This window comes from Streptomyces sp. NPDC058240 (genome assembly GCF_042882135.1).
Classification (GTDB): domain Bacteria; phylum Actinomycetota; class Actinomycetes; order Streptomycetales; family Streptomycetaceae; genus Streptomyces.
On the sequence record NZ_JBHVWT010000001.1, the window covers coordinates 1 to 24,902 of the forward strand.

The 24,902-nt window shown below is 71.5% G+C and carries 24 protein-coding genes; 11 read left to right on the forward strand and 13 right to left on the reverse strand.

Annotation, left to right across the window (positions count from 1 at the left end; genetic code table 11):
* Positions 1–260: 260 nt before the first annotated feature.
* The 4 genes from ACFVX4_RS00005 to ACFVX4_RS00020 all read right to left on the reverse strand — a co-directional run bounded on the left by ACFVX4_RS00005 (position 261) and on the right by ACFVX4_RS00020 (position 6,168).
* A complete protein-coding gene (locus ACFVX4_RS00005; protein ID WP_389970063.1) occupies positions 261–1,679 on the reverse strand; it encodes a lysine N(6)-hydroxylase/L-ornithine N(5)-oxygenase family protein in 1,419 nt (472 codons plus the stop codon).
* Positions 1,676–3,079 (reverse strand): pyridoxal phosphate-dependent decarboxylase family protein, encoded by a 1,404-nt coding sequence (locus ACFVX4_RS00010; protein WP_389970066.1) that lies wholly within the window; start codon positions 3,077–3,079, stop codon positions 1,676–1,678. The genes ACFVX4_RS00005 and ACFVX4_RS00010 overlap by 4 nt, the downstream gene beginning before the upstream one ends.
* A 243-nt stretch (positions 3,080–3,322) precedes the next feature.
* Entirely contained in the window at positions 3,323–5,827 is a 2,505-nt protein-coding gene (gene pepN, locus ACFVX4_RS00015) for an aminopeptidase N (RefSeq protein WP_389970069.1), read from the reverse strand.
* Between the two features lie 98 nt (positions 5,828–5,925).
* Positions 5,926–6,168, reverse strand: coding sequence for a hypothetical protein (locus ACFVX4_RS00020; RefSeq protein WP_389970072.1), 243 nt, complete (start codon positions 6,166–6,168; stop codon positions 5,926–5,928).
* Positions 6,169–6,264: 96 nt separating this feature from the next.
* Here ACFVX4_RS00020 and ACFVX4_RS00025 point away from each other — a divergent pair, with 96 nt between their 5' ends.
* Entirely contained in the window at positions 6,265–7,044 is a 780-nt protein-coding gene (locus ACFVX4_RS00025) for a hypothetical protein (RefSeq protein WP_389970075.1), read from the forward strand.
* Here the strand turns inward: ACFVX4_RS00025 and ACFVX4_RS00030 are convergent.
* Together ACFVX4_RS00030 and ACFVX4_RS00035 are read right to left on the reverse strand one after the other, a co-directional pair.
* Entirely contained in the window at positions 7,025–7,351 is a 327-nt protein-coding gene (locus ACFVX4_RS00030; RefSeq protein ID WP_385326881.1) for a chorismate mutase, read from the reverse strand. The two genes, ACFVX4_RS00025 and ACFVX4_RS00030, sit on opposite strands and share 20 nt — an antisense overlap.
* A gap of 38 nt (positions 7,352–7,389) precedes the next feature.
* A complete protein-coding gene (locus ACFVX4_RS00035; protein WP_389970078.1) occupies positions 7,390–8,319 on the reverse strand; it encodes a helix-turn-helix domain-containing protein in 930 nt (309 codons plus the stop codon).
* A gap of 242 nt (positions 8,320–8,561) precedes the next feature.
* On the opposite strand from ACFVX4_RS00035, the gene ACFVX4_RS00040 reads away from it, so the two are divergent.
* The gene (locus ACFVX4_RS00040) at positions 8,562–10,367 is read left to right on the forward strand and encodes a beta-galactosidase family protein (protein ID WP_389970081.1); all 1,806 of its coding nucleotides are present in this window, start codon (positions 8,562–8,564) and stop codon (positions 10,365–10,367) included.
* Positions 10,368–10,391: 24 nt separating this feature from the next.
* Here ACFVX4_RS00040 and ACFVX4_RS00045 read toward each other — a convergent pair whose 3' ends face one another.
* Entirely contained in the window at positions 10,392–11,168 is a 777-nt protein-coding gene (locus tag ACFVX4_RS00045) for a S1 family peptidase (protein WP_389970084.1), read from the reverse strand.
* Positions 11,169–11,419: 251 nt separating this feature from the next.
* On the opposite strand from ACFVX4_RS00045, the gene ACFVX4_RS00050 reads away from it, so the two are divergent.
* From ACFVX4_RS00050 to ACFVX4_RS00060, 3 genes are all read left to right on the forward strand, one after another.
* Positions 11,420–12,340: a hypothetical protein gene (locus ACFVX4_RS00050; RefSeq protein WP_389970086.1), complete on the forward strand. Its 921-nt coding sequence runs from the start codon at positions 11,420–11,422 to the stop codon at positions 12,338–12,340.
* Positions 12,341–12,465: 125 nt separating this feature from the next.
* A complete protein-coding gene (locus ACFVX4_RS00055) occupies positions 12,466–12,969 on the forward strand; it encodes a hypothetical protein (RefSeq protein WP_389970089.1) in 504 nt (167 codons plus the stop codon).
* Between the two features lie 5 nt (positions 12,970–12,974).
* A complete protein-coding gene (locus ACFVX4_RS00060) occupies positions 12,975–13,637 on the forward strand; it encodes a hypothetical protein (protein ID WP_389970091.1) in 663 nt (220 codons plus the stop codon).
* Positions 13,638–13,736: 99 nt separating this feature from the next.
* Here the strand turns inward: ACFVX4_RS00060 and ACFVX4_RS00065 are convergent, their stop codons facing one another.
* The gene (locus tag ACFVX4_RS00065) at positions 13,737–14,648 is read right to left on the reverse strand and encodes an SDR family oxidoreductase (RefSeq protein ID WP_389970094.1); all 912 of its coding nucleotides are present in this window, start codon (positions 14,646–14,648) and stop codon (positions 13,737–13,739) included.
* A gap of 98 nt (positions 14,649–14,746) precedes the next feature.
* On the opposite strand from ACFVX4_RS00065, the gene ACFVX4_RS00070 reads away from it, so the two are divergent.
* The 4 genes from ACFVX4_RS00070 to ACFVX4_RS00085 are packed head-to-tail and all read left to right on the forward strand — an operon-like array spanning position 14,747 to position 18,202.
* Complete coding sequence (locus ACFVX4_RS00070) at positions 14,747–15,490, forward strand: enoyl-CoA hydratase family protein (protein WP_389970097.1); 744 nt, start codon at positions 14,747–14,749, stop codon at positions 15,488–15,490.
* Positions 15,491–15,492: 2 nt separating this feature from the next.
* Positions 15,493–16,362 carry a CoA transferase subunit A gene (locus ACFVX4_RS00075; RefSeq protein ID WP_389970100.1) on the forward strand — a complete coding sequence of 290 codons (870 nt, stop codon included), beginning with the start codon at positions 15,493–15,495 and terminating at the stop codon, positions 16,360–16,362.
* On the forward strand, positions 16,359–17,132 hold the full coding sequence (locus tag ACFVX4_RS00080; RefSeq protein WP_389970103.1) for a CoA-transferase subunit beta: 774 nt from the start codon (positions 16,359–16,361) through the stop codon (positions 17,130–17,132). Before ACFVX4_RS00075 ends, ACFVX4_RS00080 begins: the two co-directional genes overlap by 4 nt.
* On the forward strand, positions 17,132–18,202 hold the full coding sequence (locus ACFVX4_RS00085; RefSeq protein WP_389970106.1) for an NAD(P)H-dependent flavin oxidoreductase: 1,071 nt from the start codon (positions 17,132–17,134) through the stop codon (positions 18,200–18,202). The genes ACFVX4_RS00080 and ACFVX4_RS00085 overlap by 1 nt, the downstream gene beginning before the upstream one ends.
* Before the next feature lie 52 nt (positions 18,203–18,254).
* On the opposite strand, the gene ACFVX4_RS00090 is transcribed toward ACFVX4_RS00085, so the two are convergent.
* From ACFVX4_RS00090 to ACFVX4_RS00110, 5 genes are all read right to left on the reverse strand, one after another.
* Positions 18,255–19,916 (reverse strand): DEAD/DEAH box helicase, encoded by a 1,662-nt coding sequence (locus ACFVX4_RS00090; RefSeq protein ID WP_389970109.1) that lies wholly within the window; start codon positions 19,914–19,916, stop codon positions 18,255–18,257.
* A gap of 176 nt (positions 19,917–20,092) precedes the next feature.
* Positions 20,093–20,296: a cold-shock protein gene (locus ACFVX4_RS00095; protein ID WP_003969786.1), complete on the reverse strand. Its 204-nt coding sequence runs from the start codon at positions 20,294–20,296 to the stop codon at positions 20,093–20,095.
* Between the two features lie 358 nt (positions 20,297–20,654).
* Positions 20,655–21,812 carry an acetyl-CoA C-acetyltransferase gene (locus tag ACFVX4_RS00100; protein ID WP_389970112.1) on the reverse strand — a complete coding sequence of 386 codons (1,158 nt, stop codon included), beginning with the start codon at positions 21,810–21,812 and terminating at the stop codon, positions 20,655–20,657.
* A gap of 31 nt (positions 21,813–21,843) precedes the next feature.
* Entirely contained in the window at positions 21,844–22,455 is a 612-nt protein-coding gene (locus tag ACFVX4_RS00105; protein WP_385326901.1) for a TetR/AcrR family transcriptional regulator, read from the reverse strand.
* A gap of 54 nt (positions 22,456–22,509) precedes the next feature.
* Positions 22,510–23,292 carry an SDR family oxidoreductase gene (locus ACFVX4_RS00110; RefSeq protein WP_266420623.1) on the reverse strand — a complete coding sequence of 261 codons (783 nt, stop codon included), beginning with the start codon at positions 23,290–23,292 and terminating at the stop codon, positions 22,510–22,512.
* Between the two features lie 92 nt (positions 23,293–23,384).
* On the opposite strand from ACFVX4_RS00110, the gene ACFVX4_RS00115 reads away from it, so the two are divergent.
* Together ACFVX4_RS00115 and ACFVX4_RS00120 are read left to right on the forward strand one after the other, a co-directional pair.
* Positions 23,385–24,275, forward strand: a complete 891-nt coding sequence (locus tag ACFVX4_RS00115; RefSeq protein ID WP_389970116.1) for an enoyl-CoA hydratase — start codon at positions 23,385–23,387, stop codon at positions 24,273–24,275.
* Positions 24,275–24,902, forward strand: a 628-nt coding sequence (locus ACFVX4_RS00120) for an acyl-CoA dehydrogenase family protein (protein WP_389970119.1), incomplete at its 3' end; no start/stop codon positions are given. The genes ACFVX4_RS00115 and ACFVX4_RS00120, both read left to right, overlap by 1 nt.

Sequence of the window (24,902 nt, forward strand, 5' to 3'; positions counted from 1 at the left end):
TCGGACGGCTCGACGGACTCGGCCTCGGTCACGTTCTCACTGGTCATCGATGCATCTTCCTTGATCAGGAGTTACACCGATCGTTTTACAGTCCCGACCGGCTGCGCGGGCCGCCGGCCGTAGCACTGTGCCGGCGTGTGAAAGGTAGTGCGTTCCCGGTCACAGCATCTGGGCGATCGTTGCCGGGGCGAGCGGGTGTGGGCCCGCGGCCGTCCTGTCCTTCGGAGGGGGCGGCAGCCTGCTTCCTGTGTGGCCGGGGGTCAGTTGCCCTGGACGAGGGGGATGAGGTCCGGGCTCTGTGCGGGGAGGGGCGGGGTCCGGGGGGTGAGGCCGAAGGTGGTGAAGGCGGTGCGTTCGGGGAGGGGGTAGGGGTTGGTGCCGGTGAGGTCGTTGAGGATGGTGGCGCTGCGCCAGGCGGCGAGTCCGAGGTCGGGGGCGCCGACGCCGTGGGTGTGGCGTTCGGCGTTCTGTACGTAGACGTTGCCGGTGACGGTGGGGTCGAGGACGAGGCGGAATCGGTCGTCGATGCGGGGGCGTTCGGAGGCGTCGCGGCGCATGTAGGGGTCGAGGCCGGTGAGGATGCGGTCGAGGGAGCGTTCGCGGTAGCCGGTGGCGAGGATGACGGCGTCGGTGGTGAGTCGGGTGCGGGTGTTCTGCTGGGTGTGTTCGAGGTGGAGTTCGATGCGGGTGTTGGCGATGCGTCCTGCGGTGCGTACGGAGACGCCGGGGGTGAGGGTGGTGTCGGGCCAGCCGCCGTGGAGGGTGCGGCGGTAGAGCTCGTCGTGGATGGCGGCGATGGTGTCGGCGTCGATGCCTTTGTGGAGTTGCCATTGGTGGGGGACGAGTTCGTCGCGTACGGATTCGGGGAGGGCGTGGAAGTAGCGGCTGTAGTCGGGGGTGAAGTGTTCGAGGCCGAGTTTTGAGTACTCCATGGGTGCGAAGGCGTGGGTGCGGGCGAGCCAGTGGAGGTTTTCGTGGCCTGTGGGGCGGGCGCGCAGGAGGTCGAGGAAGATTTCGGCGCCGGATTGTCCGGAGCCGATGACGGTGATGTGGGGGGCGTCGAGGAGTTCTTGTCGGTGGTGGAGGTAGTCGGCGGAGTGGATGACGGGGACGTTCTCGGCTTCGATGAGGGGTTTGAGGGGTTCGGGGATGTAGGGCTCGGTGCCGATGCCGAGGGCGATGTGGCGGGTGTGGGCGCGGCCTAGTGCTTCGGCTTCGCCTTCGTTGTCGAGTTGGGTGAAGTCGATTTCGAAGAGGCCGCGTTGGTTGTTCCAGCGGACGGCGTCGACCTGGTGGCTGAAGTGGAGGCCGGGGAGCTGGTCGGTGACCCAGCGGCAGTAGGCGTCGTATTCGGCGCGTTGGATGTGGAAGCGTTCGGCGAAGTAGAAGGGGAAGAGCCGGTCGCGGCTGCGTAGGTAGTTGAGGAAGGTCCAGGGGCTGGCGGGGTCGGCGAGGGTGACGAGGTCGGCGAGGAAGGGGACTTGGAGGCTGGCTCCGTCGATGAGGAGGCCGGGGTGCCAGTGGAAGGCGGGGCGTTGTTCGTAGAAGGCGGCGGTGAGGGGGCGGGGGTTGGCGGGGACGCCGTGGGCGAGGGCGGCGAGGGAGAGGTTGAAGGGGCCGATGCCGATGCCGATGAGGTCGTGTGGCTGGTTGGTGTCGGGGGTGGGCAGGTCGGTCATCGGGGGGTGTTGCCTTCCGCGAGGTCGTTGGCGAGTCGGTTGACGAGGTCGAGGAGTGTGCGGAGGTGGTCGGGGGTGGTGTGGGGGTTGAGGAGGGTGGCTTTGAGCCAGAGGCGGTCGCTGGTGTGGGCGCGGCCGAGTACGGCTTGGCCTCGGGTGAGGAGGGTGCGGCGGATGGTGGCGACGGTCTTGTCGTCGGCGCCGGTGGGGCGGAAGAGGACGGTGCTGATGGTGGGGCGGTCGTAGAGGTCGAGGGTGGGGGTTTCGGCGATGAGGTCGGCGAGGTGGTGGGCGGTGGTGAGGGTGCGGTCGATGAGGTCGGCGAGTCCGGTGCGGCCGAGTGCCTGGAGGGTGACGGCGATCTTGAGGGCGTCGGGGCGTCGGGTGGTGCGCAGGGAGCGGCCGAGGAGGTCGGGGAGGCCGGCTTCGGTGTCGTCGTCGGCGTTGAGGTAGGGGGCTTGGTGGTGGAGTGGGTCGAGGTGGTTGCGGTGGGGGACGGCGAGGATGCTTGCGGGTGCGGGTTGCCAGCCGAGTTTGTGCAGGTCGAGGGTGACGCTGTGGGCGCGGTCGAGGCCGTGGACCTTGCCTCGGTGGGTGGGGCTGAAGAGGAGGGGTCCGCCGTAGGCGGCGTCGATGTGGAGTTCGGCGCCGTGGGCGGTGCAGAGGTCGGCGATGTCGGCGAGTGGGTCGATCTGGCCGGTGTCGGTGGTGCCGGCGGTGGCGGTGACGAGGAGGGGGCGCTGGTGTCGGGTGAGGGCTTCGTCGAGTGCGGCGAGGTCCATGACGCCGGTGGGGGCGGGGATGACGATGGGTGCGGGGAGGCCGAGGAGCCAGGCGGCGCGGGTGATGCTGTGGTGGGCGTTGGCGGCGCAGATGGTCTGTACGGGGCCGTTGCGTTCGCGGGCGAGGAGGAGGGCGAGTTGGTTGGCTTCGGTGCCGCCGGTGGTGATGAGTGCGTCGGGGGTGGGTCGGTGGGGGTAGATCTCGGCGGCGAGGGCGGCGGTGGTGTCGGCTTCGAGGGCGGAGGCGGCGGGGGCCTGGTCCCAGGAGTCCATGGAGGGGTTGAGGGCGGAGGCGGCGAGGTCCGCGGCGGTGGCGAGGGCGAGGGGTGGGGTGTGGAGGTGGGCTGTGCAGAGGGGGTCCGCGGGGTCTGCGGCGCCTTCGGTGAGGGCGGTGACGAGGGTGCGCAGGGCGTGATGGGGGCCGGTGCCGTGGTCGGGGATGACGGGGTGGGTGGCGGTGCGCGTCCGTGGGGTGACGGCGTCGGGGCCGCCTGCGGGGAGGGGGCCGTCGCGTCGGTGGGCTCCGTCGTGGAGTGCGGTGAGGACGGTGTCGATGAGGGGGCGCAGGGCGGTGGGGCCGGTGGTGGTTCCGGCGAGGGGTGGGGGTGGGGTGGGCATGGTGTGGGGCCCTTCGGGTGCGCGTGGCGGGGCATGGGTGGACATGCCAGCTTGTCCGGGTTTCCGGGGACACGACCGTGGAGCGGGGTGATGTGAACTCGAAAGGGGGATGGGTGGTGGGGTGGGGGGCGTTGTAGGGGGTTCTGGTGGTATGGGCGTGGCGCCGGATATGGCTGTGCCCGGCGTCCCCCTGTGTGGTGGGGGTGGCGCCGGGCACAGGTGGTGCGGGTGCGGGGTTGTGGGTCAGTGGGTGTTGCGTACGGTGAGGGTGCGGCGCAGGTCGTCGATCTGGTCGGTGAGTTTGCGGTGCAGGGCGGGGGTGAGGGCCGTGTCGTTCAGGGCCTGTTCGCCGAGGTGGAGGTTGTCGGTGTCGACGGCGTAGGCGGGGAAGGCGTGGCTTCCTGCGGCGGCCGCGATGGCGGGGCCTCGGCGGGCGGCGAGCGCGGTGGCCTCGGGGTAGTAGCGGGGTACGTAGTCGCGTACGAGGTCGGCTTGTTCGGGCTGCCAGAAGCCTTGGGCGGTGGCGGTGAAGAGGTAGTTGGACAGGCTGTCGTCGTTGAACAGGGCGTTCCAGGCGGTGGCCTTGGCCTCGGGGGTGGGGAGGGCGGCGCGGCAGCGGGCGGCGCCTTCCTGTCCGGTGGCGCTGGGGTCCTGTTCGAGTTCGGTGGTGATGGTGGCTTCGTCGATGGCGCCGAGGACGGCGAGGCGGGTGAGGATGCGCCAGCGCAGTTCGGGGTCGAGTTCGGGTCCGCCGGGGACGGTGCCGTTGCTGAGCCAGTCCTGGATGGTGTCGGGCTGGGTGGCGGCGTCGATGAGGTGGCGTACGGCGATGAGGCGGAGGCCGGGGTTGTGGCCGTCCTCGGTGCGGCGGATGAGGTCGCGGCAGAGGGCGGTGAGGGTGGCGAGGGCGGCGGGGCGGTTCTCGGGGGTGAGGTAGCGGCGGGTGATGTGGGTGCCGGCGAAGGCGAGTACGCCTTGGGCGAGGGCGAGGTCGGTTTCGTGCGGGAGGTGGGTGCGGGCCGCTTCGAGGTAGGTGGTGGGGGCGAGTTCGCCGTCGCGGACCATGTCGCGGGCGGTGTTCCAGACGACGGCGCGGGTCAGGGCGTCGGGGATGCCGGAGAGGCCGGTGACGACGGTTTCCCAGGACCGGGCGTCGAGGCGGATCTTGGCGTAGCCGAGGTCGCCGTCGTTGAGGACGAGGAGTGCGGGGCGGTGGCCGGGGCGTGCTTCGGGTGTGCCGCCCGGGGGGACGTCGATCTCGAACCGGTCGCGCAGGACGAGCCGGTCGGTGCCGGTGCGGGTGTCCGGGGCGTGGTCGTAGGCTCCGACGGCGATGCGGTGGGGGCGGCTGCCGTCGTGGTCGACGCGGAGGGTCCAGGTGCCGTCGGATTCCTCGACGTGGGAGGTGAGGGTGTCGACTCCGGTGGTGCGCAGCCAGGTGTCGGCCCAGGCGTGGACGTCGCGGTCGGTGGCCGATGCGAGGTTGTCGATGAAGTCGGCGAGGGTGGCGTTGGCGAATTTGTGGCGGGCGAAGTGGGTGTTGATGCCGGCCAGGAAGTCCTTCTCGCCGAGCCAGGCGACGAGTTGGCGCAGGGCGGATGCGCCCTTGGCGTAGGAGATGCCGTCGAAGTTGAGCATCGCGGACGCGGTGTCGGGGACGGCGGCCGGGTCGGGGGCGACGGGGTGGGTGGAGGGGCGTTGGTCGGCGTCGTAACCCCAGCCCTTGCGGGCGACGCCGAAGTCGACCCAGGTGTCGGTGAAGCGGGTGGCTTCGGCGAGGGTCTGGTAGCCCATGTACTCGGCGAAGGACTCGTTGAGCCAGATGTCGTCCCACCAGGCGAGGGTGACGAGGTCGCCGAACCACATGTGGGCCATTTCGTGGGCGATGACCATGCCGCGGGTCTGGCGTTCGGTGTCGGTGACGGCGGAGCGGTAGACGAATTCGTCGCGGAAGGTGACGAGGCCGGGGTTCTCCATGGCGCCGACGTTGAACTCGGGGACGAAGGCCTGGTCGTAGGAGTCGAAGGGGTAGGGCTCGTCGAATTTCTCGTGGAAGCGGTCGAAGCAGGCCCGGGTGATGTCGAGGATCTCGTCGGCGTCCGCGTCGAGGTGGGGGGCCAGTGAGCGGCGGCAGTGGATGCCGAACGGCAGTCCGGCGTGTTCGGTGGTCACGGAGTGCCAGGGGCCGGCGGCGACGGCGACGAGGTAGGTGGAGATCAGCGGGGTGGCGGCCAGGGTCCAGCGGCCGTCGCCGCGGTGTTCGGCGATGCCGTTGCCGAGGACGGTCCAGCCTTCGGGGGCGGTGACGGTGAGTTCGAAGACGGACTTGAGGTCGGGCTGGTCGAAGGCGGCGAAGACGCGCTGGACGTCCTCCATGGAGAGCTGGGTGTAGACGTATGTCTCGCCGTCGGTCGGGTCGGTGAAGCGGTGCATGCCTTCGCCGGTGCGGGAGTAGCTCATGGCCGCGTCGATGCGCAGTTCGTGGGTGCCGGGGGTGAGTGCGGTGAGCGGGAAGCGGTTCTCGACGAGGTCGGCGGGGTCGAGGGGGTGTCCGTCGAGGCTGATCGAGCGCAGGGTGGCCGGCTTGAGCTCGACGAAGGTGTCTCCGGCCGCGGCTGCGGTGAAGTGGATGACGGTGCGGGAGTCGAAGGTCTCCTCCCCCGCGGTCAGGTCGAGGTCGATCGTGTACCGGTGTACGTCGAGGAACCGGGCTCGGGTCTGCGCTTCGTCGCGCGTCAGTACGGACATGCGTCCATGCTGCCGTACGCGGTGGGCGGGCCGCAGGCGGGTTCTCCCACGACCGGGCGGCGGGGCGTTCTCTCTGTGAGGGTTGTGCGCGGGGGCGCTCACTCCTGGTCGCCGCGGAAGCTCCGGTACTCGTCGTTCATGAGGTCCCAGAAGGACCGGTACCGGACGGCTCCGGGCAGCCAGTGGGCCGCCCGTACCTCGTCGGGAAAGGATTCGTGTCTCTCCTGCTCGTGCAGGACCGGGTCGAGCCATTCGTCGCTCCAGCGTTGGAGCAGATCGCGCCATGGGTGAATGGCGGAGCGGGACTCGGGTGCGGGCTCGTCCGTTTCTGTGACCGGCATGGCTGGACAGTACGCGGGGCCACCGACAACCCGGCCGGCCCGTGCAACCGTACGTGCGGTTGTCGCGTCCCGCGTTGCGACGGGTGGTGTGGGCCGGTGGCGGGCGGGGGTGTCGGAGCGGTGACGGGTCTGGGCTCGGGCGGTGAGCGGCGGTGGGTCGTGGGGGTCGCGCCGTGGGGTGTGGTCGGGGGTGCGGTCGCCTGGTGTCTTGTGGGGAGTTGGCGGGCCGCGCACCTGGAGAACTATCCCTGGAACGTCTGGACTCCGATCGGTTACGGAGCGGTCAAGGGGGTGTTCCTGGGGCTGCTGGCGGGTTGGTGTGCCGTGGTGGTGGTTCGGGTCGCCCCGGTGGCCTGGTGGAGGGAGGGCGGTGGGGCGGCGGCGCGGTTCGCGGGGCTCGTCTTCGCGGGAGGGCTGCTGGGTGGCCTGGTGCCGGGGACCGTGCGGGACTTCATGGGTGAGCCGCAGCCGCGGACCCTGTACTACTTCGACGGGCCGAGGCCGGAATCGGAGTGGTTCTGGCGGCCGTTGCTGTCCGAGTGGCTGACCTGCACGGTGCTGCCGGCGCTCGGTTGTGCGGTGCTGCTGACCGCGGGTGCTCTGGTGTCCGTCCGGTCCTCGCGCCGTGAGCGGTTCGGCTGGGCGGTGCCGGCCCTGGTGGGGGTGGGCCTTCTGGTCCTCCCCCACTATGCGGCGGCCGGGCTGCCCGCGCCCCGGGGCAATGGCGATCATGTCGCCGAGTCGGCGGCGGCCGGGCTCGTCGTACTGGCCACGGGGCTCGGGCTGCTGGTGAGTGCCTGGGTGGTGTGGTCGTGGCGCAGGCCGCGCCGGTCGGGGGAGCTCCGGTCTCCGGCGCTCACGCCTCCGCGTTCGTAGCCGATTCCTCCGCGATCCGTTCGTGGTGGCGGATGACCTCCGCCACGATGAAGTTCAGCAGCTTCTCGGCGAAGGCCGGATCCAGGTGCGCGCTCTCCGCGAGCTGTCTCAGGCGGGCGATCTGCCTGCTCTCGCGGGCCGGGTCGGCCGGGGGGAGGTGGTGGGCGGCCTTGAGGTGGCCGACCTGCTGGGTGCACTTGAAGCGCTCGGCGAGCATGTGGACAACAGCGGCGTCAATGTTGTCGATGCTCTCGCGCAGCCGGTTCAGTTCCGCGTTCACGGACTCGTCGATGTCCCTCGTCGTCATGGTCAGCGAGCTTAGGGCCTGATCCGCCGGACAGGCCCTCAGGGCCTGTCCGGCCCCGGTCCGCCGGGCGGCCCCTGGACGGAAGGGCCCAGCGGGGTGATCGTCGGTGGGTGTTCCGGGTCGGGGACCTGGTCGCTCCAGCCGCCCGGTACGTTGCGGCCCTGCTGTTCGCGGAAGCGGACCGGGGCGGTGCCGACCCGGCGGGCGAAGAGGCGGGAGAAGTACGCCGGGTCGTCGTAGCCGACGCGTCGGGCGACGGCGGCGACCGGCAGGTCCGTGGCGGCGAGGAGTTCCTTGGCGCGGCCGAGCCGGATGCCGAGGAGGTAGTCCTTGGGACTGCACCCGGCGCCCCGCCGCACCGCCGTGCGCAGTTCGGCGGGTGTCATGCCGTGCCGGGCGGCGTGCTCGGCGACGGACAGGGGCTGGAAGGCGTCCCGGGCGAGGGCCTGCAGGACGGGGTCGCCGTCGGGGCTGACATCGGCACGGGCCCGGCGCAGGGCGACGAGGAGTTCATGGACGGCGGCGCCGGTCTCGACCTCCAGCAGCGGGTTGCCGCGCCGTGCCGCGCGCACCATGCGCCCGATCGCGGCGCGTGGGCCCGCCGTGTCGGCGAGCGGGACGAGCGGGCGGTCGGGCTCGATGTAGCCGAGTTCGGTGTAGGTGGTGGTGGCGGGGCCGGTGAAGTCGACGAAGCTCTCGTCCCAGCCGGTGCCGGGGTCGGCGCCGTAGTGGTGCGGGGTGCCGGGGGTGAGCCAGATCAGGCTGGGCGCGGTGATCGGGACCCGGCGGCCGTCGGGGCCGGTGAACCAGCCGCTGCCGGAACTGATGACGACGGCCACGTGGTGGTCCAGGGTGCGCGGGCCGACCGTCGGCAGTGCGCCGTGCTGGAGTCCCACGCCCAGGCAGACGAGGCCCAGCCGGTGGTGGAGCGGGCTGGGAGTGAAGAAACGCATCCAGGTGTGGTACATCGGCCTTCCTTCCTCCCCTTTCTTGCGTGGGTCCGGACCCTCCTTGCGTGGGTCCGGACAGTTCGACCGAACAATTGTGTCCAAACAGCAGTGATCTTTGTCCATGGACCGGCAGGACGCCAGGGGGCGAAGGTGGGACGCAACATTCCTCCCGGGTTCGCCCGCTCCGTGGTGCGTGCCGTCGTACGGGCCCGGGGCCGTGCGGCTCCGGGGGACCGCACGCACAGGAGAGTACGAGCACGATGGCTGACTTCACCGTGGGGGACGACCACTTCCGGCTCGACGGGAAGCCCGTACGGCTGCTGTCCGGGGCCCTGCACTACTTCCGGGTGCACGAGGCCCAGTGGGATCACCGGCTGTCGATGCTGCGCGCCATGGGGCTGAACTGTGTCGAGACGTATGTGCCGTGGAATCTGCATGAGCCGCAGCCCGGCCGGTTCCGGGACGTGGCGGCGCTCGGCCGGTTCCTGGACGCGGCGCAGCGGGCCGGGCTGTGGGCGATCGTCCGCCCGGGACCGTACATCTGTGCCGAGTGGGAGAACGGTGGTCTGCCGGCCTGGGTGACGGGGCGGTTCGGCCGACGGGTGCGGTCCCGTGACGCGGAGTACCTGGGTGCCGTGGAGCGGTGGTTCACGGCGTTGCTGCCGCAGGTGGTGCAGCGGCAGATCGGGCGCGGCGGGCCGGTGATCATGGTCCAGGCGGAGAACGAGTACGGGAGTTTCGGCTCCGATCAGGTCTACCTCCGGCGGGTGGCCGGGATGCTGCGTCAGCGCGGGGTGACCGTGCCGCTGTTCACCTCCGACGGGCCGGAGGACCACATGCTCACGGGCGGTTCCGTGCCGGGGCTGCTGGCCACGGCGAACTTCGGGTCGGGTGCGCGGGAGGCGTTCGAGGTGCTGCGCCGCCATCAGCCGAAGGGGCCGCTGATGTGCATGGAGTTCTGGTGCGGCTGGTTCGAGCACTGGGGTGCCGAGCCGATCGTGCGGAAGCCGGCGCAGGCCACCGAGGCGCTGCGGGAGATCCTGGAGTGCGGGGCGTCGGTGAACATCTACATGGCGCACGGGGGGACGAATTTCGCCGGGTGGGCGGGGGCGAACCGGTCCGGTCCGATCCAGGACCAGGACTTCCTGCCGACGGTTACCTCGTACGACTACGACGCGCCGATCGACGAGTACGGCCGTCCCACGGAGAAGTTCCGGCTGTTCCGCGAGGTGCTCGCCGAGTACGCGGACGGGCCGCTTCCGGAGCTGCCGCCCGAGCCTGCCGGGCTTGCGGTTCCGGTGCGGGCCGAGCTGACGGAGTGGGCGCCGCTGAATGCCGTGCTGGAGGCGCTGGGTGACGAGGAGGCGGCGCCGTCCGGTGTTCCGCCGACCTTCGAGGAGCTGGGTGTCGACCGGGGCCTGGTGCGCTACCGGGTGGGTGTGCCCGGTCCGCGCCGGCCGTACGAGCTGAGTGTGACGGGGCTCCGGGACCGGGCCGTGGTGTATGTGAACGGGGTCCGGGAGGGTGTGCTGACCGAGGAGGACAGCGCCCTGGACGAGCCGGTGGCCGGGCCCGCGGAGGTCGAGCTGTGGGTGGAGTCGCTGGGCCGGGTCAATTACGGGCCGCGGCTCGGTGAGCCCAAGGGGATCACGGGCGGGGTGCGGCACGAGCGGCAGTATCTGCACGGGGTGCGGGCGCGGGCGCTGCGTCTCGACGCGTTCGAGGAGGCGGACGCGGTGGCGAAGGTGGCGTTCGGCAGTGCCGGGGAGGCCGGGCCCACCGGTCTGTTCCGGGGGACGTTCGAGGTCACCGGGGTGGGCGGCACCGGGCACGCGGGGCTCGAACTTCCGGGCTGGACACGTGGGTTCGTGTGGGTGAACGGCTTCTGCCTGGGACGCTACTGGTCGGTGGGTGCGCAGCGGACGCTGTACGTGCCGGGGCCGGTGCTGCGGGAGGGTGTCAACGAGGTGTGGGTGCTGGAGCTGGAGGGTGCGGGCGCGCCGTACGCGGAGCTGGGTCCGGGGGTGCCCGTCCGGACGGGCACCCCCTGGGATGTTCAGGTGTGACTCAGGTACCGGCCGGGGCCGGGGTCAGAGCGTGGCTGCCGCGGACGCGATGTTCGCGGCGAACGTCGAGACCTCGCTGTACACACCGGGGTAGCCGGGCTCGGCACAGCCCTGGCCCCAGCTGACGATGCCGACCTGGATCCAGGCTCCGGCGTTGTCCTTGCGGAACATGGGGCCGCCGGAGTCGCCCTGGCAGGTGTCCACGCCGCCGGTGTCGATCAGCCCGGCGCAGATCTCGTCACCGGGGACGAGGTCGCTGCCGTACGCGCCCTGGCAGTCGGCGTCGGAGACGAACGGTACGGAGGCCTTGAGCAGGTAGCGCTGCTGGGCGCCGCCCTCGCTGGCCGCGCCCCAGCCGGCGATGGTGAAGTCGCCGTTGTTGTACGTGGTGTTGGTGGCGATCTTCAGGGTCGGCAGGTCGATCGGCTTGGCGAGCTTGATGAGCGCCCAGTCCTTGCCCGCGCCGGTGTAGCCGGGAGCCTGGAGGACCTTGGTGGACTTGACCTTGATCGCGCTGGAGGACTGCAGGTCGACGACGCCCGCGGTGGCGGTGATGGAGGTGTTGTTGCCCGAGCCGTCCACGCAGTGCGCTGCGGTGAGGACGATGTCCTTGGCGTAGAGAGCGCCGCCGCAGCCCATCGACAGCCGGACCATGAACGGGAATTCGCCCTGGGCGGCGCGGGTCCCGCCGACGACCGGCTGGGGGGCCGCGGACGCTCCGGCGGGCTGGAGGCTGACGGCCGCGAGGACGACGGCGGCTATGACGGAACATCTCTTCACGGCACGCAGAAGCTGCTTCAAGGGACTGCCTTCTTTCGTGGGGGGTGCTTGTGGGGGGGTACGTGTGCGCTTGTGGGGAGTACCTGCGCCCGAGCCGGGTTCCGACCACGGCCGGCACAGCACCGCACCGATGGTCATGCTCCCGACAAAGGCATGGTTCGGATTATCGGGAAACGATCACGGCCCCCACAAGGATCACTTTCCGGCCAAGATCACCCACGGCGTTGCGGCTACAGTGAAAGCCGGTCGATCCTCGCGGACGGGGGTGGGACATGGCGGACGACAACCGGAACCACGGCCGGAGCACCAGCAGTCCGGTGGTCCACGGCTTCCCGCATCTCGAAACGGTCCGGTCCGCGATCACCGCGCTGTACCGGCGGCTCTCGTACGACGGTGTCCGCGGCTACGCCACGAGCCTCGCCCCCGTCGACGCCGCCTTCTCCGACCAGGACGATCTGCATCTCGGCGCCCAGCGGGTGGCGCGGGCGGTGGTCCAGCATCTGCATCTGCCGGACGCCCGCATGATCGTCGGCTTCCGGGCGATGGAACACGCCGCCGGTGTCGAACTGGCCGCGGGGCCCGAGTACTTCGTCGAACTCAACGACCGCTTCCGCACCCACCGCAGGGACATCGGCGCCGCGCTCTCGCACGAGGTCACCCATGTGCTGCTGCACCGCCTCGGCCTGGAGTTCCCCGGTACGCGCGACAACGAGATCCTCACCGACACCGTGACCACGTACCTGGGCGCGGGCTGGCTGCTGCTCGACGCCTTCCGCGAGGACCAGGTCTCCAGCCAGAAGCTCGGCTATCTCACCCCGGAGGAGTTCGGATACGTCCTCGCCAAGCGGGCGTTGGCCTTCGACGAGGACCCGTCCCCCTGGTTCACCAGCCCGCAGGCCTACGAGGCCTATATGAAGGGGCACGCACAAACCTTCCACGACACCCGGCAGCCGCCGCTCGCGGCGGCGGGCTGGGCGGGCCGCCGCCGTTACGCGAAGGACCGGCGGCTGGCCCGGGACCATCCGGGCGCCCCCGCGGCCCCCGGTGTTCCGTACACCTTCGAGGGCGGCCCGGACGGACTGCGGGTCTCCTTCGCGTGCCCGACCTGCCACCAGCGCATCCGCGTTCCGGTACGCGGCCGGGTGCGGGCGCGGTGCGGGCTGTGCCGGACGGTCCTGGACTGCAGCACCTGAGCCGTGCCGCCGCGGCAGCCCCGTGGCCCCGGCTCCTCCCCCGTACGACTCGTCCGGCGGTGCCGACGGCCGCGTAACCTTCGGAACGGACCGGGAGCAGTTGCGGGCGGGCGGGGGAGGACCGGATGGCAGTCTCCGGAGTCGGCTGGTCGTGGCTGCTGGACGACGTCGTCCGCGTGATCTTCTCGTGGGACGAGGAACCCGCCCTGGCGGCGCGCCATCTCGACGGCGTGCTCCGAAGGGTGACTCCACATGAACTGATACGGCTCGAATCGGGCTACCGCAGCCGGCGCTACGGTCTCGGCGCACTCGGTCACGGTGCCCTGGCCGGCGATCCGGCGCCGGACGACGCGACGGCCGAGCGGCACGGCACCTCCGTGGCGGCCCTGATGTCGTTCGACCGGTCGGGGTATCTGCGGGAGGCCGGCGTCGCACGGCTCGCCGGCACCGAGGACCCCTTCGCGATTCCCTTTCTCCTGCTGCGGCTGAACGACCCGGTCGAGGAGGTGCGGGTTCTCGCGCAGGGCGCGGTGGCCGCACGGCTGGGTCCCGAACACGTGGAACTCCTCGTGCGGCTTCTCCCCCTCATCGCGGACTGCACAAACGCCGCAGGGCCGGCCGGGTACTGACCGCGGTGGAGGACCTTCTCCACCACGCCGGGACGGACGCGCTGCGGCAGGGCGCCCGGTCGGACGACCCCCTGGTGCGCGGGAGTTGTCTGCGGTGGCTCGCCCGGACCGATCCGGTCGCGGCCGTCGGGACCGCCTTCACGACCCGGGACCCCGCCCTGTGGCAGTGGGCAGCCCGCACCGCCACGTCCTCGCGGCTGACACCGGCCGAGCAGGACGCACTGCTCCCGTTCCTCGAAGGCAGCAGCAGCCCCCGCATACGCCTGCGGGCCCTGCGGGCCAGGGCCCGCGGGCCGCACGGCGAGGCACATGTGCGGCGGGCCGTGCTCGACCCGGACGCCCGGATCCGCTACCACGCCCGCGCCACGCTGTACGCCCGCGGGCACACGGACCTCGCGCCGCAGGTGTATCGCGACGCCCTGGCACCGGCTTCCGTCCCGGACGCGACCGCCATCGGCGCGCTCGGCGGGCTGGCCGATCTGGGCAGCGCGGGCGACGTGCCTCGGATCCTGGACTTCACGGCCCACCCCAGGGCCCGCGTACGCGCCGAGGCCTGGCGGGCCCTGAGCATTCTGGACCCGCGGGAAGTGGGCCGGAGAGCCGACCGGCTGGTCGCCGACCCCAGCAACAAGGTGCGGCGCCATCTCCCGGGCCCGCGCGCGGAGTGACACCGGCCGAGCCGACGCCCGCGGGGCGGCCCCCGCCACGAGGTCTCCCCACTCGGCGTACCACCGGAGTCCGTCCGGCGGATCAGGGTCGGACAAGCCCTACCCCGCCCCGTACACCGGCTGCGCCGGCGACGCCTCCGCCAGCAGCTTCCGTACCGCCTCCCCCGCCTCCGCCGGCGCCCACCGCGCGCCCCGGTCCGCGGTGGGGCCGGGCCGCCAGCCCTCCATGACCGTGATCCGCCCGGCCTCCACCTCGAAGACCCGCCCGGTCACCCCGTCGCTCGCGGCCGAGCCGAGCCACACCACCAGCGGGGAGACGTTCCCCGGGGCCATCGCGTCGAACCCGCCCTCCCCCGGCGCCGCCATCGCCTGCGCGAACGTCTGCTCGGTCATCCGGGTCCGGGCCGCCGGGGCGATCGCGTTGACCTGGACCCTGTACCGGCCCATCTCCGCGGCGGCGACCAGCGTCAGACCGACGATCCCGGCCTTCGCGGCGGAGTAGTTGCCCTGGCCGACGCTGCCGAGCAGCCCCGCGCCGGAGCTGGTGTTGATCACCCGGGCGGCCGGTGCGCGGCCCGCCTTCGCCTCGGACCGCCAGTGCGCGGCCGCATGCCTCAACGGCAGGAAGTGGCCCTTGAGATGGACCCGCATCACGGCGTCCCAGTCGTCCTCGTCCAGGTTCACCAGCATCCGGTCGCGCAGGAATCCCGCGTTGTTGACCAGGGTGTCCAGCCGTCCGAAGGTCTCCAGCGCGGCCGTGACCAGTGACGCGGCGCCTTCGGTCGTGGCGATGTCGCCCCCGTGGACGACCGCCTCGCCGCCCGCCGCCACGATCTCCTCCACCACCTGCCGGGCCGGGCCGGTGGAGCCGCCGTCGCCGCCGGGGCCGACGCCCAGATCGTTGACGACCACCTTCGCGCCCTCGGCGGCGAAGGCGAGCGCATGGGCCCGGCCGAGCCCACGCCCCGCACCCGTCACGACCACCACGCGGCCGTCGCACAGACCAGTCATCACTCGTCTCCCCACTTGTCTCCTTGTTGGCGATGCGGGGGCAGGCTGCTACCTTCCACACCTAACAAATGTTTGGTGGAAAGGTAGCTGATTCGCTCATGGGTGTCTCCACCACAAGTCTCGGCAAGGGCATCCGACTCGTCACGGTCGACCATCCGCCCGTCAACGCGCTGCCCGTGCGGGGCTGGTACGACCTCGCCGACGCACTCCGCGCGGCGGGCCGCGATCCCGAGGTCCGCTGCGTCGTGCTGGCCGCCGCCGGACGCGGATTCAACGCGGGCGTCGACATCAAGGAGATGCAGCGCGACACCGGGCACGCCACCCTGATCGGCGCCAATCGCGGCTGCTACGAGGCGTTCGCCGCCGTGTACGAGTGCGAGGTCCCGGTCGTCGCCGCGGTGAACGGCTTCTGCCTCGGCGGCGGCATCGGCCTCGTCGGCAACGCGGACGCGATCGTGGCGAGCGACGACGCCACGTTCGGCCTGCCCGAGCTGGACCGGGGCGCGCTCGGCGCGGCGACCCACCTGGCCCGGCTCGTGCCCCAGCATCTGATGCGCGCGCTCTACTACACCTCGCGCACCGCCACCGCCGCCGAACTGCACGCCCACGGCTCGGTCTGGAAGGTCGTACCGCGCGACGAACTCCTCGGTGCGGCACTGGAGCTGGCGGGCGAGATTGCCCGCAAGGACGGGTATCTGATCCGGCTGGCCAAGGCCGCCATCAACGGCATCGACCCGGTGGACGTGCGCCGCAGCTACCGCTTCGAGCAGGGCTTCACCTTCGAGGCCAACCTCAGTGGCGTCGCCGACCGCGTACGCGAAACGTTCGCCAAGGAGGCATGACCATGACCGACAAGACCATGACCGCCGACGACGTCGTCTCCCGGCTCAGCAGCGGGATGACGATCGGCATCGGCGGCTGGGGCTCGCGCCGCAAACCCATGGCGCTGGTGCGGGCGCTGCTCCGCTCCCGGATCACCGATCTCACCGTGATCTCGTACGGCGGCCCCGACGTGGGTCTGCTCGCCGCCGCCGGCAAGATCCGGAAACTGGTCGCGGCCTTCGCCACGCTCGACTCGATCCCGCTCGAACCCCATTTCAGGGCCGCCCGCCAGCGCGGCGCGTTCGAGCTGATGGAGATCGACGAGGCCATGTTCATGTGGGGGCTGCACGCCGCCGCGAACCGGCTGCCGTTCCTCCCCGTGCGTGCCGGTATCGGTTCCGACGTGATGCGGGTCAACCCGGGCCTGCGCACGGTGACTTCGCCGTACGCGGACGGCGAGGAGTTCGTCGCGATGCCCGCACTGCGGATGGACGCCGCGCTGGTCCACATGAACCGCGCCGACCGGTTCGGCAACGGCCAGTACCTCGGCCCCGACCCGTACTTCGACGACCTCTTCTGCGAGGCCGCGGACACCGCGTACGTCTCCTGCGAACGCCTCGTGGACACCGCCGAGCTGACCGGGAACGCCGCCCCGCAGACCCTCCTCGTCAAGCGGCACTCCGTCACCGGTGTCGTCGAGACCCCGAACGGCGCGCACTTCACCTCCTGCGTGCCCGACCACCCGCGCGACGAGGCGTTCCAGAAGGCGTACGCGACCGCCGCCGCCGACCCCGCCGCCTGGGCGGCCTTCAGCGACCGCTTCCTGCCCGCCGAGGGCGACGAGAAGAGCTACCAGTCGGCCGTCCGGACCTGGCACGAGGAGCAGAAATGACCACGGAGAACGCGAACGCGCCCGTGAACGCCACCACGACCGCGGCCACCCGGGCCGAGTACTGCGTGATCGCCTGTGCCGATGCCTGGCGCGACGACGGTGAGGTGCTCGCCAGCCCGATGGGCATCGTCCCGTCCGTCGGCGCCCGGCTCGCCCGGCGCACCTTCTCGCCCGATCTGCTGCTCACCGACGGCGAGGCACTGCTCGTCGGCCCGGACGGCACGACGGAGGGCTGGCTGCCCTACCGCCATCACCTCGCCATGGTCACCGGCGGCAGGCGTCACGTGATGATGGGGGCGAGCCAGATCGACCGGTTCGGCAACCAGAACATCTCCTGCATCGGTGACTGGGAACAGCCCGCCCGCCAGCTCCTCGGCGTGCGCGGCGCCCCGGTCAACACCCTGAACAACCCGGTCAGTTACTGGGTGCCCAAGCACTCCACCCGGGTCTTCGTCGGGCGCGTCGACATGATCTGCGGGGTCGGCTACGACAGTGCCGCCGCGGCCGGTCCCTCGGCGACCCGCTACCACCGCATCCCGCGCGTCGTCACCGATCTCGGCGTCCTCGACTTCGCGACCCCGGACCGCTCGATGCGCCTCGCCTCGCTGCACCCCGGCGTCACCGTCGACCAGGTCCGCGAGGCCACCGGTTTCGCGCTCACCATCGCGGACGACGTCCCGTACACCCGGGAGCCGACCACCGAGGAGCTGTCCCTGATCCGCGAGGTCATCGACCCGCAGGGCACCCGGAACCGCGAGGTCAGGGTCTGATGCGGACCGCGCTCACGGATCTCGTCGGCGTCCGCCGCCCCATCGTCCAGACCGGCATGGGCTGGGTCGCGGGCCCCCGCCTGGTCTCCGCCACGGCCCGCGCGGGCGCACTCGGCATCCTGGCCTCCGCGACGATGACCGTGGAGCAGTTGCGGGCAGCGGTACGGGAGGTCAAGTCCCGTACGGACGAGCCGTTCGGCGTCAATCTGCGCGCCGACGCCGGTGATGCGCGCGAGCGGGTACGGATCATCGTCGACGAGGGCGTGAAGGTGGCGTCCTTCGCGCTGGCCCCTTCGAAGGAGCTCATCGCCGAGCTGAAGGACGCGGGTGTGGTCGTGATCCCGTCGATAGGTGCCCGGCGCCATGCCGAGAAGGTCGCGGCGTGGGGCGCGGACGCGGTGATCGTGCAGGGCGGCGAGGGCGGCGGCCACACCGGTGAGGTGGCAACCACCGTGCTGCTGCCCCAGGTTGTCGACGCGGTGGACATCCCGGTGATCGCGGCGGGCGGCTTCCACGACGGCCGGGGCCTGGTGGCTGCGCTGGCGTACGGGGCGGCGGGCATCGCGATGGGTACGCGGTTCCTGCTGACGTCGGACTCGACCGTGCCGGACGCGGTGAAGGCCCGCTATTTGGCGGCGGGCGTCAAGGACGTAACGGTCACCACGGCGGTGGACGGGCTCCCGCACCGGATGCTGCGTACGGAGATGGTCGCCGCGCTGGAGAACGCGGGCCGGATCCGGGCGTTGGCCCAGGCGGTGCGCCGGGCGGCGGAATTCAAGCGGATCTCCGGGACCGGCTGGTCCCGGATGGTGCGCGACGGTCTCGCGATGAAGCACGGCAAGCAGCTGTCCTGGAGCCAGGTCCTGCTGGCGGCCAACACCCCGATGCTCCTGAAGGCGTCCATGGTCGACGGCCGGACGGATCTGGGGGTGATGGCATCGGGCCAGGTGGCGGGCCTGATCGAGGATCTGCCCAGCTGCGCGGAGCTGGTGGACCGGGTGATGGCCGAGGCCCACGAGGCACTGGGCGCGGTGACCCGCGCGGAGCGGGCGGAGGGCGCGGACACATAGGCGGCGCCCGGATCTCTCCGGGCGCCGCCCTGTCCGCCACGTGTCCGTACGGCTACGCGGCCCTGCGGCCACGTCCCGCCGCTGCGCCACCGCGTCCGGCCCCGGAGCGCCCGGCACCCGCGCCGCGCGACTCGCCGTTGCCACGGCCGCCGCCCGTACCCGCGCTGCGGGAAGCAGTTCCCGCACCCGCAGTGCGGGAAGCGCCGCCCGTGCCGCGGGCCTCGCCGCCGCCCTGTCCGGCGCCGCGCCGACCCCGGCCGCGGCTGCCCGAGCGGAAGCCGGTGCCGCCCGCCGCGGCCCCGCCCGAGCGCGTGCGCTGCTTCGGCGGGGTCGGCTGCGGGACCTCGATGACGATCGCGACACCGGACGGCTCACGGGCCCCGGTGATCCGGGTGAGCTCCTCGTCGCTGGACTTGATCCGGGTGGTCCGCGGGGCGATGCCCGCGTCGGCCATCAGCCGGGTCATCTCCCGCTTCTCCTCGGGCAGCACCAGGGTGACGACACTGCCGGACTCCCCGGCGCGCGCGGTGCGCCCGCCGCGGTGGAGGTAGTCCTTGTGGTCGGTCGGCGGGTCCACGTTCACGACCAGGTCGAGGTCGTCGACGTGGATGCCGCGGGCCGCCACGTTGGTCGCCACGAGCGCGGTGACCTGGCCGTTCTTGAACTGGTCCAGGGTCCGGTTGCGCTGCGGCTGCGAGCGCCCGCCGTGCAGGGCGGCGGCCCGTACACCACTGGCGAGCAGCCGCTTGGCGAACCGGTCGGCGGCGCGCTTGGTGTCCACGAACATGATCACCCGGCCGTCGCGGGCGGCGATCCTGGTGGCGACGGCCTTCTTGTCGGTCTCGTCGGCCACGTGCAGCACATGGTGCTCCATCGTGGTGACGGCGCCGGCGGACGGGTCGACGGAGTGCACGACGGGGTCGGTCAGGAACATCTTGACCAGCCGGTCGATGTTCTTGTCGAGCGTCGCGGAGAACAGCATCCGCTGGCCGTCCGGCTCGACCTGCTTGAGCAGGGCGACGACCTGCGGCATGAAGCCCATGTCGGCCATCTGGTCGGCCTCGTCGAGGACGGTGATGGCGACCTGGTCGAGGCGGCAGTCGCCGCGCTCGATGAGGTCCTTCAGCCGTCCGGGCGTGGCGACGAGCACCTCGGCGCCGCGGCGCAGCGTGCCGGACTGCTTGGTGATCGACATGCCGCCGACGACGGTGGCCAGCCGCAGGTTCACGGACGTCGCGTACGGCGTCAGCGCGTCGGTGACCTGCTGGGCGAGCTCGCGGGTCGGGACGAGGACGAGCGCCAGCGGCGCCTTCGGCTCGGCGCGCCGTCCCGCTGTGCGGGCCAGCAGGGCGAGGCCGAAGGCGAGGGTCTTGCCTGAGCCGGTGCGGCCGCGGCCGAGGATGTCCCGGCCGGCGAGCGAGTTCGGCAGGGTGGCGCCCTGGATCGGGAACGGTTCGGTGACGCCCTGCGCGGCAAGGGTCTTCAGCAGGGCTGCGGGCATGTCCAGCTCGGCGAACGCCTCTACGGCGGGCAGTGCGGGGGTCATGGTTTCGGGCAGGGCGAATTCACCCTGCGGCGGCGTGGCCCTGCGACGGGGCGACGCCTTGCCGGATCCCTTGCCGGAACCCTTAGCGGTTGCCTTTGCCGGGGCCGTGCCGCGCCCCCTCGACGGGCGGTTGCGGGCGGGTCGGTCCTGGCGTTCGGAGCGGGTCATACGGAATTGCCCTCCTGGGGGATTCCTGAGGAGTCCTGGGGATTCCTGAGAACTGCGTGGGACTGCTGGGGGGTGCTGCGGGCAGGCGTGCGTGTTCGCCATGTCCTGGGGACAGCACAAGCCGGGACCCGCACCTTCACGGTGCGGGCCCCGGCTGCGAGGTACGCGTCCGGCAATTAGGCCGGGACGATGTTCTCCGCCTGCGGGCCCTTCTGGCCCTGCGTGACGTCGAAGGAGACCTTCTGGCCCTCCTGGAGCTCACGGAAGCCCGAGGTGGCGATGTTGGAGTAGTGGGCGAAGACGTCGGCGCCGCCGCCGTCCTGCTCGATGAAGCCGAAGCCCTTTTCCGAGTTGAACCACTTCACGGTTCCAGTAGCCATGTCATTCTCCTAAAAGAGGTGCAGTGCCGGAAATCCGCACTTTACGAATTTCAAGTCGCCGCATTGAGCCCCATCCGGAGAAAGCCGGAAAACAATAATGCGCCTGAGGAAGCATTCCCGTCAGGCGCACATAAAGTTCATGGGTACCAAAACTGCAACTCGGCAACCGTAGCACGTTCCGCCGGTCCGCGGTGGGAACACGCCGCGCCGCCGACCGGCGGATTCTTGTCCCGGCCCTTGCGGTAGCTGGCCGGGAGCGGTCTCGGAACGCCGCCGGAATCGTTGCCGTGACCGGTGTCCGAGCGGTTCGGCGGCCGTGTCGGAGGGGTTCGGCGACCGTGCCCGGCCGGGTCCGGGGTCAGAGCCGTTCGATGATCGTCACGTTCGCCTGACCGCCGCCCTCGCACATGACCTGGAGTCCGTAGCGGCCGCCGGTGCGCTCCAGTTCGTGCAGCAGAGTCGTCATCAGTTTTGCTCCGGTTGCGCCGAGCGGGTGACCGAGGGCGATCCCGCCGCCGTTGACGTTGACCCGGTCGGGGTCGGCACCGGTCTCCTTCAGCCAGGCCAGCACGACGGGGGCGAATGCCTCGTTGATCTCGACGAGGTCCATTTCGTCGATGGTCATTCCGGCTTTCTTGAGCGCGTACGCGGTGGCCGGGATCGGTGCCGACAGCATGCGGATCGGGTCCTCGCCGCGCACCGAGAGGTGGTGGACGCGGGCGCGCGGGGTGAGGCCGTGCTCGGCCACCGCGCGCCCGGAGGCGATGAGCAGGGCGGCGGCGCCGTCGGAGATCTGCGAGGAGCACGCGGCGGTGATCGTGCCGCCGTCCAGGACCGGCTTCAGCGCCGCCATCTTCTCCGGGGTGGTGTCGCGGCGCGGCCCCTCGTCGGTGGTGACGTCGCCGAGGGCGACGGTCTCGCGCGCGAAGCGGCCCTCGTCGATGGCGCGGATCGCGCGCCGGTGGGAGCGGAGCGCGAACTCCTCCATGTCCTGGCGGCTGATGCCCCACTTCTCGGCGATCAGCTGGGCGCCGTGGAACTGGTTGACCGGTGCGTCGCCGTACCGGGCGCGCCAGCCCGCGCTGCCCGCGTACGGGCCGCCCGTCAGCCCGAGGGGTTCGGCGGCCTGGCGGGAGGCGAAGGCGATGGGGATCTGCGTCATGCTCTGGGTGCCGCCCGCGACGACCAGGTCCTGGGTGCCGGAGAGGACGCCCTGGGCGGCGAAGTGCACGGCCTGCTGGGAGGAGCCGCACTGGCGGTCGACGGTCACGCCGGGGACCTCCTCGGGCAGTCCGGCCGCCAGCCAGCAGGTGCGGGCGATGTCGCCGGCCTGCGGTCCGACGGTGTCGACGCAGCCGAACACCACGTCCTCGACGGCCGCCGGATCGATCCCGGTCCGTTCGACGAGGGCCTTGATGACGTGGGCACCGAGGTCGGCGGGGTGGACGGCGCCGAGCCCTCCGCCGCGCCGGCCGACCGGGGTGCGTACCGCTTCGACCACGTATGCCTCGGCCATGTCTGCTGCTCCTCCGTGAGCGCGGGTGGGGTCAGGTGTCGAGGGCGATGCCGTCCAGGACCATCGAGAGGTACTGGCGGGCGATCTCCTCGGGGCTGTGCAGTCCGCCCGGCCGGTACCAGGACGCCGCGACCCAGACGGTGTCGCGGACGAAGCGGTAGGTGAGGCGGATGTCGAGGTCGGCGCGGAAGCTGTGGTCGGCGACGCCGCGTTCCAGGGTGCCGAGCCAGGCCTTCTCGAACTTCTGCTGGGAGTCGACGAGGTACTGGAACCGCGGCTGGGCGGCCAGATGCCTGGACTCCTTCTGGTAGATGGCGACCGCGGCGCGGTGGCGGTCGATCTCCCGGAAGGACTCGGTGACGAGTGCCTCGATGGTCTCCCTGGGGGCCAGTCCGGCGGCGAGCACCGTGTCGTACCCCTCCCAGAGTTCGGTGAGGAAGGTCGAGAGGATCTCGTCGATCATCGATTCCTTGGAATCGAAGTGGTAGTAGAGGCTGCCCGCGAGCATCCCGGCCGCGTCCGCGATCTTGCGGACGGTGGTGGCGTTGTATCCCTGGGCGGCGAAGACCTCGGCCGCGGTGGCGAGCAGTTCGCGGCGCCGCTCGGGCGAGGGGGTCACCTGGGGCTTCTTCTTGGTAGGCACCCGACCATTCTCCGCCCGGCGGCCGCCGTCGAGGGTGTCCCGGCCGTCGCACGGTCAGGCACGCTGACTGCTGACGGAGACGACCTCGCCGGTCAGGTACGAGGAGTAGTCGCTGGCGAGGAAGACGATGACGTTGGCGACCTCCCACGGCTCGGCGTACCGGCCGAAGGCCTCCTTCGCAGTCAGTTCGTCGAGGAGTTCGGCGGAGGTGACCTTCACCAGGTGCGGGTGCATGGCGAGGCTGGGTGCGACGGCGTTGACGCGTACGCCGTACTCGGCGGCCTCGATCGCGGCGCACCGGGTGAGTGCCATGACGCCCGCCTTCGCGGCGGCGTAGTGGGCCTGGCCGCTCTGGGCGCGCCAGCCGACGACGGAGGCGTTGTTGACGACGATGCCGCCGCGGCCCGCCGCCCGCAGGGAGCGCAGGGCGGCCCGGGTGCAGCGGAAGGTGCCGTTCAGGGTGACGTCGAGGACCTTGGTCCACTGTTCGTCGGTCATCTCGGTGAGTTCGGCGGTGCCGCCGAGCCCGGCGTTGTTGACGACGACGTCGAGGCCGTCGTGGACCTGTTCGGCGAGCGCGAACAGCGCCTGGACCTGACTCTCGTCGGTGACGTCGCAGGGCAGTGCGGCGACGCGGTCCGCGCCGAACTCCTCGGCGAACGCCTGCTCGGTCTCCTTCAGCCGGCGGGCGTGCGCGTCGCCGATGACGATGCGGGCGCCCTCCTCCAGGAATCTGCGGGCGGTGGCGCCGCCGATGCCGGCGCCCGCGGCGGCGGTGATGACGGCGGTGCGGCCGGCCAGCAGCCCGTGTCCGGATACGTACTGCGGTGCGCTCACGCCTGTGCCTCCTCGGTCCGGCCCCCGGATCCTCGACGGTGCTCGTGCCCGTACGTTAACCTACCAAACACTTGTTAGGGAAGGATGAGCCGATGCCCTCTGCCCATGACACCTCCGGCCACGACACCTCCGCCGACGGCCACCGGCCCGGCCCGGTGCTGTACGAGCGCCGCGGCCCGGTCGCGTACATCACGCTGAACCGCCCGCGCTACCGCAACGCCCAGAACTCGGCCATGACCTACGCCCTGGACGACGCCTTCTACCGGGCCGCCGAGGACTCGGAGATCAAGGTGGCCGTGCTGGCGGGCGCCGGGGAGCACTTCTCGGCGGGCCATGACATCGGCACGCCCGAGCGCGACGCGCATCTGCCCTTCGAGCGCAGGGCGGGCCTGTGGTGGGACCACTCCGACAAGGCCGGGGCGGAGAGCCGCTTCGCCCGCGAGTCGGAGGTCTATCTGGGCATGTGCCGGCGCTGGCGCGAGCTGCCGAAGCCGGTCATCGCCTCCGTCCAGGGCGCGTGCGTGGCCGGCGGGCTGATGCTCGCCTGGGTCTGCGACCTGATCGTGGCGAGCGAGGACGCCTTCTTCGCCGATCCGGTGGTGCGGATGGGCATCCCCGGTGTCGAGTACTTCGCGCACCCGTGGGTGATGCCGCCCCGGATCGCGAAGGAGTTCCTGTACACCGGCGACCGGATGGGCGCCCGCCGGGCGTACGAGGTCGGCATGGTGAACAAGGTGGTGGAGCGGGCGGAACTCGCTGATTCCACACACGAGTTGGCACTGCGGATCGCCGGGATGCCGCGCCTCGGGCTGGCGCTGGCCAAGCGCGCCGTCAATCAGGCCGAGGACCTCCAGGGAATGCACACCGGGATGGACTCCGTCTTCGGACTGCACCACCTCGCGCATGCGCACAACGCGGAGACGGCGGCGGACCCGCTCGGCGGCATGGACATCGCCTCGATGAAGAAGAAGGCGGACGGCTGATGGATCTGTCCTGCACGGCGCAGGAGGCGGCCTTCCGGGCCGAGGCGCGCCGGTGGCTGCGGGCCAATGTGCCCGCCGGGCCGCTGCCGTCACTGGAGACCGCCGAGGGCTTCGCCGCGCACCGGGAGTGGGAGGCGAGGCTGTACGCGGACCGCTGGTCGGTCGTCTCCTGGCCGGCCGAGTACGGCGGCCGGGGCGCCGACATCTTCCGGTGGCTGATCTTCGAGGAGGAGTACTACGCGGCGGGCGGCCCCGGGCGGGTCTCGCAGAACGGCATCAACCTCCTCGCCCCGACGCTCTTCGACCACGCCACGGACGAGCAGCGGGCCCGGGTCCTGCCGTCGATGGCGAGCGGTGAGGTGATCTGGGCGCAGGCCTGGTCCGAGCCGGAGGCGGGATCGGACCTGGCGTCGCTGCGTTCGCGGGCGGTGCGCACGGACGGCGGCTGGCTGCTCTCGGGACAGAAGACCTGGTCCTCCCGGGCCGCGTTCGCGGACCGGGCGTTCGGCATCTTCCGTACGGACCCCGGGGCGGCCAGGGTCTCTTCTTTTTGTCCGGCCGGAGCCGGGCCCCCCGAGACCCGTACGATCCCAAAAAAAAAACCCCCACCCCCCCCCAAGCTGGCGT

Bases quoted from the DNA above. Each gene is read 5' to 3' on its own strand.
- ACFVX4_RS00005 (WP_389970063.1), bottom strand. From the start codon at position 1,679: ATGACCGACCTGCCCACCCCCGACACCAACCAGCCACACGACCTCATC.
- ACFVX4_RS00010 (WP_389970066.1), bottom strand. From the start codon at position 3,079: ATGCCCACCCCACCCCCACCCCTCGCCGGAACCACCACCGGCCCCACC.
- pepN (WP_389970069.1), bottom strand. From the start codon at position 5,827: ATGTCCGTACTGACGCGCGACGAAGCGCAGACCCGAGCCCGGTTCCTC.
- ACFVX4_RS00020 (WP_389970072.1), bottom strand. From the start codon at position 6,168: ATGCCGGTCACAGAAACGGACGAGCCCGCACCCGAGTCCCGCTCCGCC.
- ACFVX4_RS00030 (WP_385326881.1), bottom strand. From the start codon at position 7,351: ATGACGACGAGGGACATCGACGAGTCCGTGAACGCGGAACTGAACCGG.
- ACFVX4_RS00035 (WP_389970078.1), bottom strand. From the start codon at position 8,319: ATGTACCACACCTGGATGCGTTTCTTCACTCCCAGCCCGCTCCACCAC.
- ACFVX4_RS00040 (WP_389970081.1), top strand. From the start codon at position 8,562: ATGGCTGACTTCACCGTGGGGGACGACCACTTCCGGCTCGACGGGAAG.
- ACFVX4_RS00050 (WP_389970086.1), top strand. From the start codon at position 11,420: ATGGCGGACGACAACCGGAACCACGGCCGGAGCACCAGCAGTCCGGTG.
- ACFVX4_RS00055 (WP_389970089.1), top strand. From the start codon at position 12,466: ATGGCAGTCTCCGGAGTCGGCTGGTCGTGGCTGCTGGACGACGTCGTC.
- ACFVX4_RS00065 (WP_389970094.1), bottom strand. From the start codon at position 14,648: ATGACTGGTCTGTGCGACGGCCGCGTGGTGGTCGTGACGGGTGCGGGG.
- ACFVX4_RS00070 (WP_389970097.1), top strand. From the start codon at position 14,747: ATGGGTGTCTCCACCACAAGTCTCGGCAAGGGCATCCGACTCGTCACG.
- ACFVX4_RS00075 (WP_389970100.1), top strand. From the start codon at position 15,493: ATGACCGACAAGACCATGACCGCCGACGACGTCGTCTCCCGGCTCAGC.
- ACFVX4_RS00080 (WP_389970103.1), top strand. From the start codon at position 16,359: ATGACCACGGAGAACGCGAACGCGCCCGTGAACGCCACCACGACCGCG.
- ACFVX4_RS00085 (WP_389970106.1), top strand. From the start codon at position 17,132: ATGCGGACCGCGCTCACGGATCTCGTCGGCGTCCGCCGCCCCATCGTC.
- ACFVX4_RS00090 (WP_389970109.1), bottom strand. From the start codon at position 19,916: ATGACCCGCTCCGAACGCCAGGACCGACCCGCCCGCAACCGCCCGTCG.
- ACFVX4_RS00095 (WP_003969786.1), bottom strand. From the start codon at position 20,296: ATGGCTACTGGAACCGTGAAGTGGTTCAACTCGGAAAAGGGCTTCGGC.
- ACFVX4_RS00100 (WP_389970112.1), bottom strand. From the start codon at position 21,812: ATGGCCGAGGCATACGTGGTCGAAGCGGTACGCACCCCGGTCGGCCGG.
- ACFVX4_RS00115 (WP_389970116.1), top strand. From the start codon at position 23,385: ATGCCCTCTGCCCATGACACCTCCGGCCACGACACCTCCGCCGACGGC.